Origin of the sequence: Brevibacterium sp. (genome assembly GCF_022712115.1) — a bacterium.
Lineage (GTDB): Bacteria > Actinomycetota > Actinomycetes > Actinomycetales > Brevibacteriaceae > Brevibacterium > Brevibacterium salitolerans.
The window spans coordinates 1-16,147 of record NZ_JALAHB010000248.1 but is presented as its reverse complement, the minus strand read 5'-3'; the positions used below and the strand labels follow the sequence as shown (position 1 = coordinate 16,147).

The window sequence follows — 16,147 nt, the reverse complement described above, 5'->3', positions numbered from 1 at the left end:
CTCGCAGAAGCGGTGCGCCCGGATCGTCAGACGCGCGGGGTGAACCTGCCGTCCTGCGCCATCCAGCCGCCGTCCACGAGGAGGGAGTGCCCGGTGATGTAGCTGGAGGCCTCCGAGGCCAGGAACAGCACCGGTCCGGCGATTTCGTGGAGGGAGCCCCAGCGGCCCAGCGCGCCCTTGGTCGCGTAGGCGTTCCACCACTCCTCGTCGGCCTTGATCTGCTCCGTCAGCGGGGTCTCGAAGGGGCCGGGCAGGATCGCATTCACGCGCACACCGGCGCCGCCCAGCTCGCTGGCGAGCGTCTTGGTCAGCTGGACCACGCCGGCCTTGGCGGCCGCGTAGATGCCCTGGCCGGGTTCGATCACGAGCGCGCGGAAGCTCGCGAATGTGACGATGGAGCCGCGGCCGCGCGCGGCCATCTCCGCGCCGAAGGCCCGCATGAGCCGGTAGGTGCCCTTGAGGTTGATGTCGATGACCCGGTCGAACTCCGCGTCGACGGTGTCCGTGAGGCGCTTGCGGACGTTGAGTCCCGGCGTCATGACGAGGACCTCGGCATGGGCGAACCTCTCAGCGAGGGCGTTCACCGCCTCGGTCGAGGTGATGTCCAGCTCCGCGGCCTCGCCGGAACCTGCGCCGGAACCTGCGCCTGGACCCGCGCCGGAGGCGGCCTCGGCGGCACGGGCGGCGATGATCTCCGCCGTCTCCTGGGCCCCGTCGACGTTGAGGTCCGCACAGACCACGTGCGCTCCGGCGTCCGCCAGACCCACGGCGGTGGCCCGTCCCAGGCCGGAGGCGGAGCCCACGACCACGGCGGTCTTCCCGCTGAGGTCGAAGAGGCCGGGGATGCGGGGCAGCGATGACGGTGACGCGGTCATGGGAGTCCTTCCTGAGGGGTCTGCGCTCATACTGGCCCACCGTATGCGCCGGCATGCCCTCGCGTCCGTATGGCGGATCCGCGCCTCTTTCCTCCCCGCCGTATGCGCCGCGACGCACCCCCGCATGCGGATCCTGCGGCGACCGGGGCCTCGGGCGGGCTCCGCGCCGCGGCGTCGCGGTCCCTGCGCTCGCTGCCGGCGCGCCCACTACTATGTGGATCATGGCGGTCACTGTGGGGGACATCGCGCGGCGCGCGGGGACGTCCGTCACCACCGTCTCCCGTGTGATCAACGCACGCGGGCCCGTGGCGCAGTCCACGGCCCGGCGCGTGCGGGAGGCGATGGAGGAGCTCGGGTACGCCCGCTCCACGCTCCTGGAGGCGGTGCGGCATCCGCTCGTCGCCTGCTGCGTGCCGGTCCTGCCCGAGCACTGGCAGCTGGAGGTGATGGGCCGGGTGTCCGATACGCTGCAGCAGATGGGCATGCTCACGGCCTCGCCCGCGATCGGCCCGGACCTCGGCGAGGTCGAGGCCGTCGCCGCGGCTGGAGCCTCGCTGGTCGTCACCCCCACCTTCACCCCGGTCCGGGTGCGCCTGCCGGTGGTCCGGTTCGCCGAGGCCGCCGAGGCTGCAGAGGGCCGGCCCCGCGGGGACGGACGCCCGGCGGGCGGTGGGGAGCACGCGGCTCACAGCGGCGAGCGGATCGCGGCCCGGATCGACCTCACCGGCGGTCTGTCGATGGCCTTCGACCATCTCGCGAAGATGGGGCACCGGCGCATCGGGCTCATCTGCAACGATTCCGGGACCCTCGCGGATCAGCTCCAGGACCGCTTCCTCAGCGAGCACCCGATGGCGCTGCTCTCCGAGCGGCTGCCGGACTGGATCGCGCGCGTGCCGAAGTCCGCCTCGGGCGGGACGGAGGCCGCGCTCACGCTCAAGGACCGGACGTGCACGGCGGTGATCGTGCAGTCGGGCAGGCAGCTCTACGGGGTGGTGAAGGGGATCGCCGCCCGCGGCCTCGCCGTCCCCCGCGACCTCTCCGTCGTGGGACTGGGGGATTCCCCCACCGTCCGCTACATCCGGCCTCCGGCTACGGTGCTGGGATTCGACACGGAGGCCCTGGCCGAGGCGCTCACCGCCGGCGTGCGCACCGCGTTGGGAGCCCCGGGCCCGGGCCTGCCGTCCGTGCCGCCCACGTTCAGGCCCATGCTTCTCGCCCGGCGCTCGACGACGGCGGTGCAGCGATGAGCGGGCCCAGGCGGGGCCGCCCCACCCTGGCACAGATCGCGGAGCTGAGCGGTCTCTCGCAATCGACGGTCTCCCGGGTGCTGCGGGGGAAGGCCTCCACCTCACCTGCGGCCCGCGACGCGGTGGCCGGTGCGCTGCGGGCGCTGGGCATGGAGCCGCCGGAGGTCGTCCTCGGCGGTCCGGCTCCCGAGGCCGCGCACACACGGGACGGTGCCACTGGTCCGCACCCAGGCAGCGGGGCGGTGGGAGCTGCGAGCCCGCCGGCGGCCGGCCCCGAGGCAGCTCACCCGGAGGCGGCCATGTCCGGCTCCGCCCAGGCCGCGGCGCGTCCGAGTGCTCGTCCCGCGCCCGCGCGCCTGGGCCCGCGGCTCCTCACCGTCGTCTCGAACGCGCTGGTGGGCCCGGACATCGATCCGTACGAGACGGTGATGCTCGCCCTCAACCGGCGCATCTTCTCCTTAGGCCACATCGCCCTGCGCTCCACGTCCGGCCTGCCGGGCGCGGGGGCGACGGACCTGGAGACCCCGCTCCGGGAGCGCGGTGTGGCGGGTGCCGTGGTGCTCGGCGGTTCGCACGCCGGGCAGGAGGCGGTCCGCCTCGCGGACGCCGGGATCCCCGTGGTGCGGATCTCCAACGCGCGCCACGTGGGGCTGCCGCAGTTCGTACTCGACGCCTCCAGCGGCATCGCCACGGCGGTGCGGCATCTGGTGGCCATGGGCCACAGGAGGATCGGTTTCGCCGCGGTGAAGAACTCCGCCGCCGATGAGCGGATCAGCGCCTTCCGCCGGGAGATCGCGCAGTCCCTGCACGTCCAGGCCACCCGGGCCGAGGCGCCGGTCGCCGTGGCCGGACCCGGACTGCTGGCAGGGGCGCAGGCCGCTGAACAGCTGCTGGACCGCGGCTGCACGGCGGCGATCAGCTCCTCGCCGGCGCTCACCCTGGGCTTCCTCGAGGCGACGGAGCGGGCGCGCCTGCGCATGCCCGACGACTTCTCCCTCCTGACCGTGGGGGACATCCCGGACGCGGACGTGCTGGACCCGCCCATGTCGCAGGTGACGTACGACTGGGCGAGCCTGGCGGAGTCCGCCGTGGCCGAGCTGCTGCGCATCGTGGCGGACCGGGAGGCCGGGGCGGATCCCGGCGAGCCCGCGAACTACGCCGTGGTGCCCGATCTCGTGCTGCGCGACTCCGTCCGCCCGGTTCGCCGCCGCTGAGCGGCGGACCCGCCGCGGGGGAGGGCGCTGCGCACCGCTCCGCCGGCGGAACGGCGAGGCGCAGCGCCCTCATGCGGGAGAGCCGGCCGGCTCAGGACTCCGGAGCGCTGTCCTCACGGGTGAGCTCGCCCAGCGCGCTGCCCAGCGCCGCGGCCCGTTCGCGGGCGAGGCGGGCGAGGACGGCGGCCGCGGCCTCGGGCCCGGCGATGCGCAGAGGGGCGGCGGTGTCCGCGTCGCCCACCTTGATCGCGAGCGAGGGCAGAGGGCTCAGCGCGAGGCTGGCGAAGGCGTCCTCGTCCGTCGTGTCGTCGCCCATGAACAGCACGGCCGTGGCACCGGTGGCCTCGATCATGCGGTTGAGGCCGTCTCCCTTGGTCTCCATCCGCGCGGCGAACTCGACCATGTCGTGTCCGGTGATGCTGCGCAGCTGCGGCATCTGCGAGGCCAGCGCCTCGAGCTGGGCGTTGAAGTACGCGGCGCGATCGCTGCTCACCCCGCGGGTGTGGGCGGTGCGGCCCAGCGGCTTCCGCTCGATCCGCAGCTCACCGGTGCCGCCGGCCGGGGTGTTCGCGCGGATGCGCTCCAGCGCCTCGTCCAGCTGCGCCAGCGACGCCTCCTCCTCCGGGGTGAGCGGTGCGTGGAAGACGGCGGGTGAGGAGTCGCTGAGCGCGGAGAAGTCCGTCTCCAGGCCGTGCGAGCCGATCAGCAGGGCCTCGCCCGGCGCCTGGGAGAGGTCGCGGAGGACGGCCAGGTTGCGGCCGGAGATGTAGCCCACGTCCGTGGCCGGCAGCGCGAGGAGGCGGCGGATGGCCTGTGCGGACTCCGGCAGCGGTGCCGAGGTCGTGGGATCGTCCTGCAGCGGTGCGACGACGCCGTCGAAGTCGAGGGCGACGAGCAGCTGCTTGGCCCGGGTGAGCGGTGAGATGTCGATGCGCTCAGGGGCGCTCACCGGCGGCTGGAGGGCGGGCACGGTGGCGCTGCGGCGCGTGTCCGCGAGGTCGTCGAGGGTGCCGAGGAAGTTCCGCGACCACGTGCGCACGTCGTCCGTGCGGAGCTTCCGCCGCATCGCCTTCATGCGCCGGCTCCTCTCCGCCGGGGGCATGCGCACGGCGGAGAGGATCTTGGCCTTGAGCCCGGTGATGTCGTAGGGGTTGACCATGACGGCCTGCGTGAGCTGCTCCGCCGCGCCGGTGAATTCGCTGAGCACGAGTGCGCCGTCGTCGTCGGTGCGGCACGCGACGTACTCCTTCGCCACCAGGTTCATCCCGTCGCGCAGCGCGGTGACGAGCATGACGTCCGCGGCGAGGTAGTAGGCGGCCATCTCGTCGCGCGGGTACGAGTGGTGGAAGTAGTGGACGGCTTGGTGGTCCAGCGTCGAATGCTCGCCGTTGATCCGTCCCACCGACTGCTCCACGTCGTGCCGGATCTTCCGGTACTGGTCGATCCGTTCGCGGCTGGGAGTGGCGATCTGCACCAGCGTGGCCTCGCCGGGCTTGATCGCGCCGTCGTCGAGGAGCTCGCCGAACGCCTTGATCCGGTGGCGGATGCCCTTGGTGTAGTCGAGGCGGTCCACGCCCAGGAGCAGGACCTCGGGATCGCCCAGCTCCCGGCGGATCTCCGCGGCGCGGGCGATGATCCGCTCGCTGCGCGCGAGCTCGTCCAGCGAGGTGGCGTCGATGGAGATGGGGAACGAGCGGGCGTGCGAGGTGTGGGAGTGGGCGCCGGACTCGTCCTGCACGGCGATGGCGGTGTCCTTCGTGGGGCGTCCCAGGCCGATGCGCACCGCCCGGCGGAAGTTCGCGGCGTCGGCCGGGCGCTGGAAGCCGATGAGATCGGCGCCGAGCATGCCGCGGGTGATCTGCGCACGCCACGGCAGCTGGGCGAAGATCTCCCACGCGGGGAAGGGGATGTGGTTGAAGAACCCGATGGCCAGGTCCGGCCGCAGATCGCGCAGCATCTGCGGCACCAGCTGCAGCTGGTAGTCGTGGACCCAGACCGTGGCGTCGGGGGCGGCGATCTCCGCGGCGCGGCGGGCGAAGCGCTCATTCACGCGCACGTAGGCGTCCCACCAGGTGCGGTGGTACTCGGGATGGACGATGACGTCGTGGTAGAGCGGCCAGAGCGTGGCGTTGGAGAAGCCCTCGTAGTAGCGCTCGAACTCCTTGCCGCTCAGGGGCACCGGCACCAGATGCATCCCGTCGAGGTCGAAGGGCTCGAACTCCGCATCGACGGCGCCGGCCCATCCGACCCAGGCACCGGTGCGCTCCTGCATGACCGGAGCGACCCCGGTGACGAGGCCTCCGGGGGAGGTCTTCCAGGCAGGGGGGTCCTGCGAGTCGTCGCGGTCGACCGGCAGCCGGTTCGCCATGACCACGAAGTCGAACGATGGCGTGGGGTGGTCCGTGGAAGTCGTCATCAGTGCCTCTCCGAGAACTCCTCAGGTCTCTCGCCTAAGCTTAGACGCGTGGAGACGGAGGAACTCGGCGGATACCGCCTCATCGAGCAGCTCGGGTCGGGCGGCATGGGTGTGGTGTATCTGGGTGTCGACGGCGAGGGCTCGCCTGTCGCCGTCAAGGTCCTCCACCCGCACATCTCCGGTGACGAGACCGCGCGCAAGCGCCTCGCCCGTGAGGTCCGCACGCTCCGCCGCATCCACCACCCCCGCATCGCGGAGGTCCTCGACGCGGAGCTGGACTCGGACCGCCCCTTCATCGTCACGGAGTTCGTCGACGGGACCACGCTGTCCGCGGACGTCAAGGCCAACGGGCCGTTCGCGGAGGACGAGCTCGTCCACTTCGGCCATGCCCTGCTGGACGCGCTGAGCGCCGTCCACGCCGCAGGCGTCATCCACCGCGACCTCAAGCCCGCGAACGTGATGATCATGGACGGCGAGCCGATGGTGATCGACTTCGGCATCGCGCAGGTGGCCGACGAGGTCAAGGTCACCGCCACCGGGCTCGTGATGGGCACGCCCGGCTATCTCAGCCCGGAGATCGCGGACGGCAAGGCCTCCAGCGAGAAGACCGACTGGTGGGGCTGGGCCGCGACGATGGTCTACGCCGCGACCGGTCGCAACCCCTACGGCTCCGGACCGCTCGAGGCCGTGCTGGGCCGCGTCGCCATGGGCAAGGTCGACCTCGAGGGAGTGCCGGCGGGGTTCGTCCCCCTGCTCCGCGCCTGCCTCGAGCCCAAGCCGGAGCGGCGTCCCTCCGGTGCCATGATCCTCCAGGCGCTCGTCGACATCGAGTCCGGCCGCGTCCCGGAGCTGGGCGGCGGCACCCGTGCGCAGATCCCGCAGCCCGGTGAGGTCGGCGGGATCGGCGAGGCCATGGGGCAGCCGAGGCCCACTCACCCGGGTGCGCACACCGGCCACGCGGCCGCACTGGGCGGTGCCGCGGGAGGAGCCGCTGTCGCCGGCCCCGGTGCCTTCCCCGGTGCGCAGCCGGGTTCCCAGAGTCACGGTGCGTTCCCCGCCGGGGGCGACGCGGCGCTCCCCGGCCGGGGAGCGCCGCAGGGCCACAGCGGGCCGGGACCGTATGCCGGTGCGCCCGGCCGCCCGGGGGGGCGGGCCTCGGCGGCGTCCACCCAGGTGTACGCCCCCGCTGTGCGGGAACCCGTTCCGGCGCCTCAGGGCTCACCTCCCGCGGGCAGAGGTCCGGCAGGCTACGGCCCGCAGCACGGCGGACAGGGGTACGCGGCCGGCCAGGGGCGTTCCGGGGAACGGCCGTACGGCGCGCTCACCCTCAACGAGCGCGACAGGCTGAGCGACCCCCAGGGCGGGCTGCCGGCCGGCGGATATCCGCAGGCGCAGCAGGGGCGCTTCGATCCGCACTACGGGCAGCCGGGCGGAGGGCTCAGTCCGCGCCCCGGCGGGGGCACGTGGCTGCTGCTGGGCCTCAACGCGCTGGGCGTAGCGCTCGCGGCGCTGGGACCGTTCGTGGTGCTCGTGGTTGCGGGGATCTGGCAGGTGCTCGCCCGCACCGCCGGCAGGCTCTCCGCCGCGCGGCGCCGCAGGCTCGCGGAGTACGGCCCGCAGGGCGCCTCCGGCTGGAGCTCTGCGGCCAAGGCGCCGGGGGCGGTCATCGGCTCGCTGTTCACCTCCGTCTTCTCCTCGCTGCTGCCGCTCATCGCCGCTGCGGCCGCTGCGGTGCTCGTGCGTCTGGACGTGCTGGGGATCGTGCCGGTGGGCCGGAGTGTGGAGTGGAGCATCTGGGCCGCGGCGGGGGTGTTCGGCCTCGTGCTGTGGCTGGGTCCCGGCTCCGCGAACCTGCGCAGGGGCTCGCGTGCCCTGGTGGCACCGGCGACGCGGACCAGCGGGCGCGAATGGATCTGGACGGGAGTCCTCCTCCTGCTGGCCGCCATCGCGCTCGGCACCGTGCTCGGCGGAGCGGCGACCCTCTGGTGGCCGCTGCCGCAGAGCCCGTTCGACTTCCTGCCGCAGCCGGGCGGCTGAGGGGCGGGCGTGCGGCTGTGCGATGCGGGCGCGGGGTGAGACCATGGATGCGGCCCGAGCCTGAGAGCGGGATGGGCGCGGCGGACACCCCGTGTCGGTACGCTCGAGGGCAGAGACGATTGAAACATCAACGACCGTGAGGAACCATGGCCAAGAAGTCTTCGAGTGAAGAGCGCCGCAGCGCGGCCAGAGAACAGGCCCGGCAGATCGCCGAGGCGCAGGCCAAGCGCGAGAAGACCGTCAAGGTCACCGTGTACTCCGCGATCGCCGTCGTGGTCGTCGGTGTGCTCGTGGTGGTGGGCGTGCTCGTGTTCCAGTCGTCCCGGCCCGGCCTCGCGCCCAAGAACCTCGCGTCCGGTGCGATCGCGTACGCGAGCAGTGGCGACGGGGTCATGGCAGTGGCACCGGAGGGGGACGCGGAAGAGATCGAGGCCTCGGGCCTCCCCGACGTGTCCGAGAGCGAGGCCGCCGAGGGCGCACCGCGCGTCAAGGTCTACCTCGACTTCCAGTGCCCCGGCTGTGCGGCCTTCGAGGAGACCAACGCGCAGACGCTGAGCCGTCTCGCGGCAGAGGGCACCATCATCGCCGAGTACGAGCCCGTCTCCATCCTCGACCGCTTCTCCGGCGGCAACGAGTACTCCACGCGGTCGGCCAACATGGTCACGTGCCTCGCGGATTCCGGTCAGACGGACGTGCTTCCCGAGGTCTTCAGTGCGCTCTTCGCCGCGCAGCCGGAGGAGGGCAGCGGCGGCATGGAGGACGACGAGCTGCTCTCCATCGCGGAGGAAGCGGGTGCGGACCTCAGTGCGCCCGTCTCGGAGGAGACGGCCGCGGAGATCGGCGACGGCGGCTCCGCGACGGTGGAGGACTGCGTCACGGGCGTCGCCTTCAAGAAGTACGTGACGGACGAGGCGCAGACCGCCCTGAATGACGAGGGCCTCGAGGGCACCCCGTACATCACGATCGACGGTGAGCCCTACACCGGCAACTGGAGCGATGCGCAGGCGTTCGGCGCGGATCTGCTCCGCGCGGCGGGCCAGATCAGCTGAGCGCTGCCCGTCAGAGCAGCGAGCGCGGCCGAGCCGACCGGCTGAGCGCTGCCGGGGTGGCCGGCCCAGCCACCGCTTCCGTTTTCGTCTGATCACTTCACCCGGCCATCCGTGCGGTTCTGGCCGGGTGAAGTGATCAGACGAGGCAGGCACATCGCCGGCGCTCTGGTTCGCGCTCGCTGCGAGGCATGCCGTAGACTTGTCCCCGCTGTATCGCGTCGCCGGGCTTCCGCCGGCGCGGCGCACTTCGCCTCCTTAGCTCAGTTGGCCAGAGCATCTGTCTTGTAAACAGAGGGTCACCGGTTCGAATCCGGTAGGGGGCTCCATGAAGGGCCGCTCACCAAGCATGACGTGTGGTGAGCGGCCTTCGCCGTGCTCGCAGGCAGGTGATGAGCGCATCCTCGGACACGGTTCGTCGAGACAGGCAGCGCGTTCACCCGTCCGGTCGAGCCGGTAGCATGGGGCGGTGAATTCGCACCAGACTCCCAGCAGCGACAGCACCTCACAGCGACAGGCGGGCCCGGCCTCGGCGGCGGGTTCCGCATCCGGCGGCACCGGCACCACGTCCTCAGCAGCCGTGAAGTCCGGTGGCGGGTTCCTCGATCGCTTCTTCGAACTCTCCACCCGCAACTCGAGCGTGGGGCGGGAGGTGCGGGGCGGCGTCGCCACCTTCTTCGCGATGGCCTACATCGTGGTCCTCAATCCGCTGATCATGGGAACGGTGGCGGACTCGGCCGGTGAGTTCCTCGGCGGGGGAGCCGAGCCCAACCTCCCCGCCATCGCCGCCGCGACCTCGCTGGTGTCCGGTCTGCTCACGATCCTCATGGGCCTCGTGGGCAACTTCCCGATGGCGGTCTCGTCCAGCCTGGGCCTCTCCGCGCTGCTCACCTACGGCATCGTCGCGCTGCCGGGCATGACCTGGGCGGATGCGATGGGCCTCGTCGTCATCGAGGGCGTCATCCTCCTCATCCTCGTCCTCACCGGCTTCCGCACCGCGATCTTCAATGCGGTCCCGGAGCAGCTGAAGACCGCGATCAGCGTGGGCATCGGCCTGTTCATCGCGATGATCGGCATGATCAACACCGGCTTCATCTCCTACGAAGGCGGCCCCGGCTTCCAGCTGGGCATGAACGGCTACATCTCCGGGTGGCCGCTCGTGATCTTCCTGCTGGCGCTGTTCGCACTGTTCGTCATGTGGGCCGCCGGTGTGCGCGGCGCGATCCTCTACTCGATCATCGGTGCGACCGTCGTGGCACTCGTACTCGAAGCCGTCTTCCGTGTGGGGCCGCAGACCGGAGCGGACGGCGGGGTCGTCAACGAGCACGGCTGGGGCCTCTCCGTGCCCACGCTGGACCAGGAATGGCTGAGCCTGCCCGACTTCTCCGTGCTGGGGTCCTTCAACCTGCTGGGATCGTGGTCCCACATCGGCGTGCTCTCGGCCACGCTCGCGGTGTTCACCCTGCTGCTCGCGAACTTCTTCGACCTGCTCGGCACGATGGTCGCCGTCTCCAAGACCGGCGGCATCGAGGACGAGAACGGTGAGATCCCGCGCTCCAAGCGGATCATGATCGCGGACGCGCTGGGCGCTGTGGGCGGCGGCATGGGCGGCACCTCGTCGAACTCCGGATTCATCGAGTCCACGGTGGGTGCCGGCGACGGCGCACGCACCGGGCTGGCGAACGTGGTCACCGGTGTGCTGTTCCTGCTCACCATCCTCCTCGCGCCGCTCGCAGCAGTCATCCCCACCGAGGCCGCCTCGCCCACCCTTGTCCTCGTGGGCTTCCTCATGATGCAGCAGATCACGAACATCGACTGGAAGGACCTGGAGCTCGCGATCCCGGCCTACATGACCATCGTCATGATGCCGTTCTCCTACTCGATCACCAACGGGATCGGCGCGGGCTTCATCACCTACGTCATCATCAAGCTGGTGCGGGGCCGCTTCCGCGAGGTGCACCCGCTCATGTACCTCACCTCGGCGCTGTTCGCCGTGTACTTCATCTCGGGACCGCTGCAGGACCTCGTCGCCGGTCTCTGAGCGCTGCCCGTTCGCGGGTGGGACGCCGCGCTGGGGTTGGTGCTGCGCTGAGTGCGGGCCCCGCGAGTCCTCCGTGCCGCCCACATATGAGTGGGCGGCGGCGCACATTTCCGGGCCCTCGCGAATGCAGGGCCCGCGAGTCCCCGGTGCCGCCCCCGTATGGGTGGGTGTGCGTGCACATACACGGGCGCTCGGGCACCAGAACTCTCGCCGCGCCCGAGGCCGCCTCGGGTGTCCGGCACCCGCTCACCCGGCGAGGCACCCGCGCGCCCGGCTCTCCGCACCTCGCACGCCGAACCTCACTCCCGCACACGGGTGAGTCCGGGCTGCTTGGGCTCGAGACCGTCGCCGGAGGAGACGCCGCGCAGGCGGCGTGACACCCACGGGGCGAGGTGCGTGCGCACCCAGGCTGCCTCCTCGGCGACGGCCTGCCGGACCTGTCGTCCGGGCCGCTCCGGCATCGCGAATCCCGAGCGGGTGCCCGGCGTGCCCTCGAGCGTGGCCAGCGCCTGCTGGGAGACGAGTTCGTGTCCCGCCGCGCTGAGGTGGATGCGGTCGTCGGCCCACATCGGGGGTGCGTAGAGGTCCCGCAGACCCCAGACGTCGAGCATGTAGCAGCCGTGCCGCTGCGCGATGGTCCACAGGTGGGCGTTGTAGATCGCCACGCGCGGCCGCACGGCCCTGAGCAGCGGGCTCGCCGTCTCCGTGTCGTACCCGTTGACCATGAGCACGGCGATGCCCGCCTCCCGTAGGCGGATGATCGCCTTCTCCATCTCCGTGGCGAGAGCGTCGATGTCCGTGTAGGGCCGCAGGCAGTCGTTGCCGCCGGCGCAGATGCTCACGAGATCCGGTGCCAGCTCCAGCGCGCGGGGCAGCTGCTCGGCCAGCACCTGGTCCGCGAGCCGTCCGCGGATCGCGAGGTTGGCATAGGTGAGGTCCTCGGATCCGGCGGGCGAGGTGACGAGCTGCTCCGCGAGCCTGTCCGCCCAGCCGCGGAACCGTTCGCTCCCGTGGGGGTGCTCGAGATCGGCAGCTCCCGCTCCCGCCGCGAGGTCACCGGCCCCCGAGGCCTCCGCGAGGGTGCTGCCCCAGGCGGCACCCTCCCCGCCGTCCGCTGCCCGCGCACGTCCTCCCGTGCCGACGCCGGCGGCGCGGACGTAGTCCTCCTGCGGCCCCGTCTTCCCGCCGTGAGATCCTGCGCCCGGCTCGCCGGTCCCGGCGCCCTGCCCGGCGGCGCCCGCGTCCGGCTGCGGATCGTGGAAGTCCATGAGACCCTCCGTGAAGGAATCGCCGATGGCCACGTAGCTGGAGAAGGTCATGGGTGTGCGCTCCTTGGCATCCGGTTCGCAGACTCGCGCTGCTCGCTGCGGGGACCATGGGAGGTTCCCCTGCCGTCGTCGGCAATCCTACGACTCGGGCGCGTCTCACAGGGAACGTCGCGGTAACGTAGTTCCGGACGCAGCGCCGCCGGTCCGAACGCTCGCACGGAGCACTCGCTGCGCATCCCCGGCCGGTGCTGCCCTTCAGCCCCAGCGCCCGTGCTCACCAGGAGGTTCGCCGTGTACCGATCCGTTTCCGTTCCCGCCGCCAGGGACCTCGCCCTCGTCGGCGGCCGTGTGCTTCCCGTCGCGGACGAGCAGGGCCGGCGGGCGGCTCCGCTGGACCCGGGTGTGGTGCTCGTGAGGGATGGGCGGATCGCAGCCGTGGGTGCGGTGGGCGAGGTGGACGTCCCGGCGGAGGCCGAGGTGATCGACTGCGCCGGCACAGTGCTCACGCCCGGCCTCGTGGAGGCGCACGGGCACCTGGGCGTGCACGAGGACGGAGAGGGCTGGGCCGGCGACGACACCAACGAGATGACGATCGTCGACGGTGCGAAGCTGAGGGCCCTCGATGCCATCAATCCCCGCGAGGTGGGTTTCAAGGACGCACTGCGGGGCGGCGTCACCTCCGCCGTCGTCAAACCGGGTTCCGGCAATCCCATCGGCGGGCGCACCGTCGCGGTGAAGACGTGGGGCCGCGTGGTCGACGAGATGGTGATCCGCGAGGACGTGTCCGTGAAGTCCGCGCTGGGGGAGAACCCCAAGCGCGTGCACGGGGAGAAGGGCAGGATGCCCTCGGTGCGCATGGGCGTGGCCGCGGCTCTGCGCGAGGCGTTCGTGGAGGCCCAGAACTACGTCGCCGCCCGTGCCGCCGCGCACTCCGAGGGCAAGCCCTTCGCCCGCGATCTGGGCAAGGAGACCCTGGCGGCGGTGCTCGCGGGGGAGCTGGCGTGGGACCAGCACTGCCACCGTGCGGACGACATCGCCACGGCCGTCCGCCTGTCCGAGGAGTTCGGCTACCGTCTGGTCGTCAACCACGGCACCGAGGGGCATCTGCTCGCGGACTACCTCGCGGAGAAGGGCATCGACGTGATCGTCGGTCCGCTCATGACCAGCCGGTCCAAGGTGGAGCTGCGCGAGCGCACGCTCGCCACCCCGGCCGCGCTCGCGGAGGCGGGCGTGCGCATCGCGCTCACCACGGACCACCCCGTGGTCCCCATCAACTTCCTCATCCACGAGGCGACGCTGGCGGTGAAGGACGGGCTCGATCCCGTCGTCGCGCTCGAGTCCCTCACCGTCAACCCCGCCGCGATGCTGGGGCTGGACGACCGCGTGGGCTCGCTCGCGCCCGGCCGTGACGCGGACATCGCAGTGTGGTCGGCGGACCCGCTGGACGTCCACGCCCGTGCCGAGCACGTCTACATCGCCGGGCGCCGGGTGTACCGCTGGGACGAGGAGAGCGGTCAGGGCGAGGTCGCAGATCCCCACGGCCCCACCCGCGTGGCACATGTGCAGGCAGGCGGGAAGGCGCAGGCAGGCGAGACGGAGAGGAGCGCGGATACCAGGTGACCGAGGCCCACGGCGCACAGGAGCACGGCCGAGGCCCGTCCGGCACCGCGGACGGGCTCCGCACGCGCGCTGTCCCGTCCTCCGACGGCGAGGCGGGTACGGCTCCCACGGGCGGGGCGCTGCCCGCCGAGGCCCCCACGGGTGGAGGCGAGACCGGCACCGCGCCCACCTCGGGAAGGCCTGCCGTGCCCTCCCGGCCGCCGCTCGGTGGGGAGACCGGCACCGCGCCCTCACGCGGGCGGCGACCCGGCCGGTCCTCGCGCGCGGAGGCCGTGACGGTCCCCGCCGGTCCGCACGCCGGTGCCGGATCGCCGGCCGGTCCCGGCGGAGGGTCCGGAGCGCCCATCGGCTCCCAGCAGCGGCGGGCGCAGGTCCGCAGCCTGCTGGTGCGCTCCACCGGCCAGCGGTCCAGCGCCAGTGCCGCGCGGGCTGCGCAGCGGATCGCCCGCCGCGCCGTCACGAAGATCGTCGACGACTCCGCCCCCAGCACCAACCCCATCCCCATCGTCGCGGTGCTTCGCGGCACCCCCTACTCCGCCCCGGTGGAGGCCGCCGCCAAGAGCGAGGACGAGGCCCGGCAGATCCTCGACCTCGCGGGCGACCTCGGCGCCATCATGATGCGGGCCGGCTCCGGCACCCAGGACGTGCAGGTCTCCGTCATCGCGGTGTGCACCTCCCTGGGGCTGTCCACGGCAGAGGTCGACCTCACCTCCAACTCCCTCACCGTCCACTACATGGACCCGGAGGGCCGGCTCCTCACGGTCATGCGCGTCAACCGCGAGGAGTCCCTGCACTTCGCCAAGCTCTCCGCCGTGCACACGCTGGTCACGGACCTCGTCGACGGCAAGCTGGGCTACCAGGAGGCCCGGGACCGCCTCGACGCGATCCGTCGGCAGAAGCGCCCCTACCCGGAGTGGCTGGTCTACACGGCCTGGGGCGCGCTGGTGGCCGGATTCGTGGCGCTGGTGGGCGGCTCGTGGGTGTCCTCCCTGCTGGGGTTCGTCATCACCATCGCGAACATGCGGTTCGGCGAGATCCTCTCCCGCACCCGCATGCCGTACTTCTTCATCGTGGTGTTCCAGGCGATGGCCATCACGCTCATCGCGATGGCCGCGAACACGCTCCACCTCATCTCCACGCCGCAGTTCCTGGTGGCGTCCGGGATCGTGCTCCTGCTGCCCACCATGGGACTGGTCTCCGCCGTGCAGGACGCGCTCACGGACTTCCCGCTCACGGCCTCGGGCCGGGTCATCCAGGTGGCGCTGTCCTTCACCGCCATCGTCACGGGCATCGCGGCGGGCATCTCGATCGGCAACGCGGTGGGGCTGCGCACCATCGAGGTGACGCTGCCCAGCACCGGCACGCAGTTCCTCACCACGCTCGTCTCACTGTTCGCGGCGCTGCTCGTGGCCGCGGGCGGGGCGATCGGCATGCAGGCCTCCAAGCGCCTTCTGCTGCCCACCAGTCTCATCGGCCTCGTGGGCTTCGGCGTCATGGTGCTGTGCCTGGTGGCGGGGCTCGACGGCATGGTCACGAGCTTCCTCGCCTCCACCGTGGTGGGCATCCTCGCCCGGCCCACGGCGCTGCGGCTGGGCGCGCCGGCGACGGTGGTGCTGATCCCCGGCATCTATCCGCTGCTGTCCGGCCTGTCGATCTTCACCGCGGCGTACACGATCGTGCAGCCGGCGGAGGGCGTCAACCTCTCCGACGGGCTCTCCTCGCTGTTCTCCGCGATCGCAACCAATGCCGCACTGGCCGTGGGCGGCGTGTTCGGCGGCTTCCTCGCCACCGCGCTGCCCTACGGGAAGGCAGGCAAGCGGCTGCGGAACCTGCGGGGGAAGGGGAAGCAGGCCGCTGCCGAGGCCGACTCCTGACCCGGCGGCGAGTGCGGAACTCAGCTCCGCCCGGGCCTCGGCGGTCTGTGCCGGACCCCGACGTCCGCCGCCGGCGCGGTGCTCGTGCCCGTCGAGCGGCGGACGCGGGTCCGCGCCTACTCCAGGCGCCAGTCCACGGGGGCGGCGCCCTGCTGCTCCAGCAGGGCGTTCACGCGGGAGAACGGACGGGAGCCGAAGAACCCGCGTGAGGCGGACAGCGGCGACGGGTGCGCGGACTCGACGGTGGGGATCCCCCGCAGCCGCGGCCGCAGCGACTGCGCGTCACGGCCCCACAGGAGCGCGACGAGGGGTGCCTCCCTCTCCACGAGTGCCTCGATGGCGCGGTCCGTGACCTCTTCCCAGCCCCGGCCGCGGTGCGAGGCGGGCTTGCCCGGCATGACCGTGAGGCAGCGGTTGAGGAGCATCACTCCCTGCTGCGACCACGGCGTGAGGTCGCCGGTGGAGGCGGGCGGGATGCCCAGATCGTCCTGCAGCTCCCGGTAGATGTT

The 16,147-nt window shown here is 72.2% G+C and carries 11 protein-coding genes and 1 tRNA gene; 8 read left to right on the top strand and 4 right to left on the bottom strand.

The annotated features are described in order from the left end of the window. Positions 1–26: 26 nt before the first annotated feature. On the bottom strand, positions 27–875 hold the full coding sequence (locus tag Q0A33_RS14755) for an SDR family NAD(P)-dependent oxidoreductase (protein ID WP_291798465.1): 849 nt from the start codon (positions 873–875) through the stop codon (positions 27–29). A gap of 221 nt (positions 876–1,096) precedes the next feature. Between Q0A33_RS14755 and Q0A33_RS14750 the strand changes: the two genes are divergently transcribed. Together Q0A33_RS14750 and Q0A33_RS14745 are read left to right on the top strand one after the other, a co-directional pair. After that, positions 1,097–2,122, top strand: coding sequence for a LacI family DNA-binding transcriptional regulator (locus Q0A33_RS14750; protein ID WP_291798462.1), 1,026 nt, complete (start codon positions 1,097–1,099; stop codon positions 2,120–2,122). Further along, on the top strand, positions 2,119–3,336 hold the full coding sequence (locus Q0A33_RS14745) for a LacI family DNA-binding transcriptional regulator (RefSeq protein WP_291798458.1): 1,218 nt from the start codon (positions 2,119–2,121) through the stop codon (positions 3,334–3,336). Before Q0A33_RS14750 ends, Q0A33_RS14745 begins: the two co-directional genes overlap by 4 nt. Positions 3,337–3,427: 91 nt before the next feature. Here Q0A33_RS14745 and Q0A33_RS14740 read toward each other — a convergent pair whose 3' ends face one another. Beyond that, positions 3,428–5,752 carry a trehalose-6-phosphate synthase gene (locus Q0A33_RS14740; protein WP_291798455.1) on the bottom strand — a complete coding sequence of 775 codons (2,325 nt, stop codon included), beginning with the start codon at positions 5,750–5,752 and terminating at the stop codon, positions 3,428–3,430. 48 nt (positions 5,753–5,800) lie between these two features. Between Q0A33_RS14740 and Q0A33_RS14735 the strand changes: the two genes are divergently transcribed. The 4 genes from Q0A33_RS14735 (at position 5,801) to Q0A33_RS14720 (ending at position 10,876) form a co-directional block, all read left to right on the top strand. Next, on the top strand, positions 5,801–7,789 hold the full coding sequence (locus Q0A33_RS14735; protein ID WP_291798452.1) for a serine/threonine-protein kinase: 1,989 nt from the start codon (positions 5,801–5,803) through the stop codon (positions 7,787–7,789). Between the two features lie 146 nt (positions 7,790–7,935). Continuing rightward, positions 7,936–8,838 (top strand): thioredoxin domain-containing protein, encoded by a 903-nt coding sequence (locus Q0A33_RS14730; protein ID WP_291798449.1) that lies wholly within the window; start codon positions 7,936–7,938, stop codon positions 8,836–8,838. A gap of 249 nt (positions 8,839–9,087) precedes the next feature. Next, positions 9,088–9,164, top strand: a tRNA-Thr gene (locus tag Q0A33_RS14725). A 251-nt stretch (positions 9,165–9,415) separates the two neighbouring features. Continuing rightward, positions 9,416–10,876 carry an NCS2 family permease gene (locus Q0A33_RS14720; RefSeq protein ID WP_291798503.1) on the top strand — a complete coding sequence of 487 codons (1,461 nt, stop codon included), beginning with the start codon at positions 9,416–9,418 and terminating at the stop codon, positions 10,874–10,876. A gap of 299 nt (positions 10,877–11,175) precedes the next feature. Here Q0A33_RS14720 and Q0A33_RS14715 read toward each other — a convergent pair whose 3' ends face one another. Next, complete coding sequence (locus Q0A33_RS14715; RefSeq protein WP_291798446.1) at positions 11,176–12,195, bottom strand: SGNH/GDSL hydrolase family protein; 1,020 nt, start codon at positions 12,193–12,195, stop codon at positions 11,176–11,178. Between the two features lie 240 nt (positions 12,196–12,435). Here Q0A33_RS14715 and Q0A33_RS14710 point away from each other — a divergent pair, with 240 nt between their 5' ends. Continuing rightward, complete coding sequence (locus Q0A33_RS14710) at positions 12,436–13,764, top strand: amidohydrolase (protein ID WP_291798444.1); 1,329 nt, start codon at positions 12,436–12,438, stop codon at positions 13,762–13,764. Continuing rightward, on the top strand, positions 13,761–15,638 hold the full coding sequence (locus tag Q0A33_RS14705) for a threonine/serine exporter family protein (protein WP_291798441.1): 1,878 nt from the start codon (positions 13,761–13,763) through the stop codon (positions 15,636–15,638). The genes Q0A33_RS14710 and Q0A33_RS14705 overlap by 4 nt, the downstream gene beginning before the upstream one ends. Positions 15,639–15,754: 116 nt before the next feature. Here Q0A33_RS14705 and Q0A33_RS14700 read toward each other — a convergent pair. Continuing rightward, positions 15,755–16,147, bottom strand: a 393-nt coding sequence (locus Q0A33_RS14700) for a uracil-DNA glycosylase (RefSeq protein ID WP_291798438.1), incomplete at its 5' end; no start/stop codon positions are given.

Bases quoted from the DNA above. Each gene is read 5' to 3' on its own strand.
- Q0A33_RS14755 (WP_291798465.1), bottom strand. From the start codon at position 875: ATGACCGCGTCACCGTCATCGCTGCCCCGCATCCCCGGCCTCTTCGAC.
- Q0A33_RS14750 (WP_291798462.1), top strand. From the start codon at position 1,097: ATGGCGGTCACTGTGGGGGACATCGCGCGGCGCGCGGGGACGTCCGTC.
- Q0A33_RS14745 (WP_291798458.1), top strand. From the start codon at position 2,119: ATGAGCGGGCCCAGGCGGGGCCGCCCCACCCTGGCACAGATCGCGGAG.
- Q0A33_RS14740 (WP_291798455.1), bottom strand. From the start codon at position 5,752: ATGACGACTTCCACGGACCACCCCACGCCATCGTTCGACTTCGTGGTC.
- Q0A33_RS14730 (WP_291798449.1), top strand. From the start codon at position 7,936: ATGGCCAAGAAGTCTTCGAGTGAAGAGCGCCGCAGCGCGGCCAGAGAA.
- Q0A33_RS14715 (WP_291798446.1), bottom strand. From the start codon at position 12,195: ATGACCTTCTCCAGCTACGTGGCCATCGGCGATTCCTTCACGGAGGGT.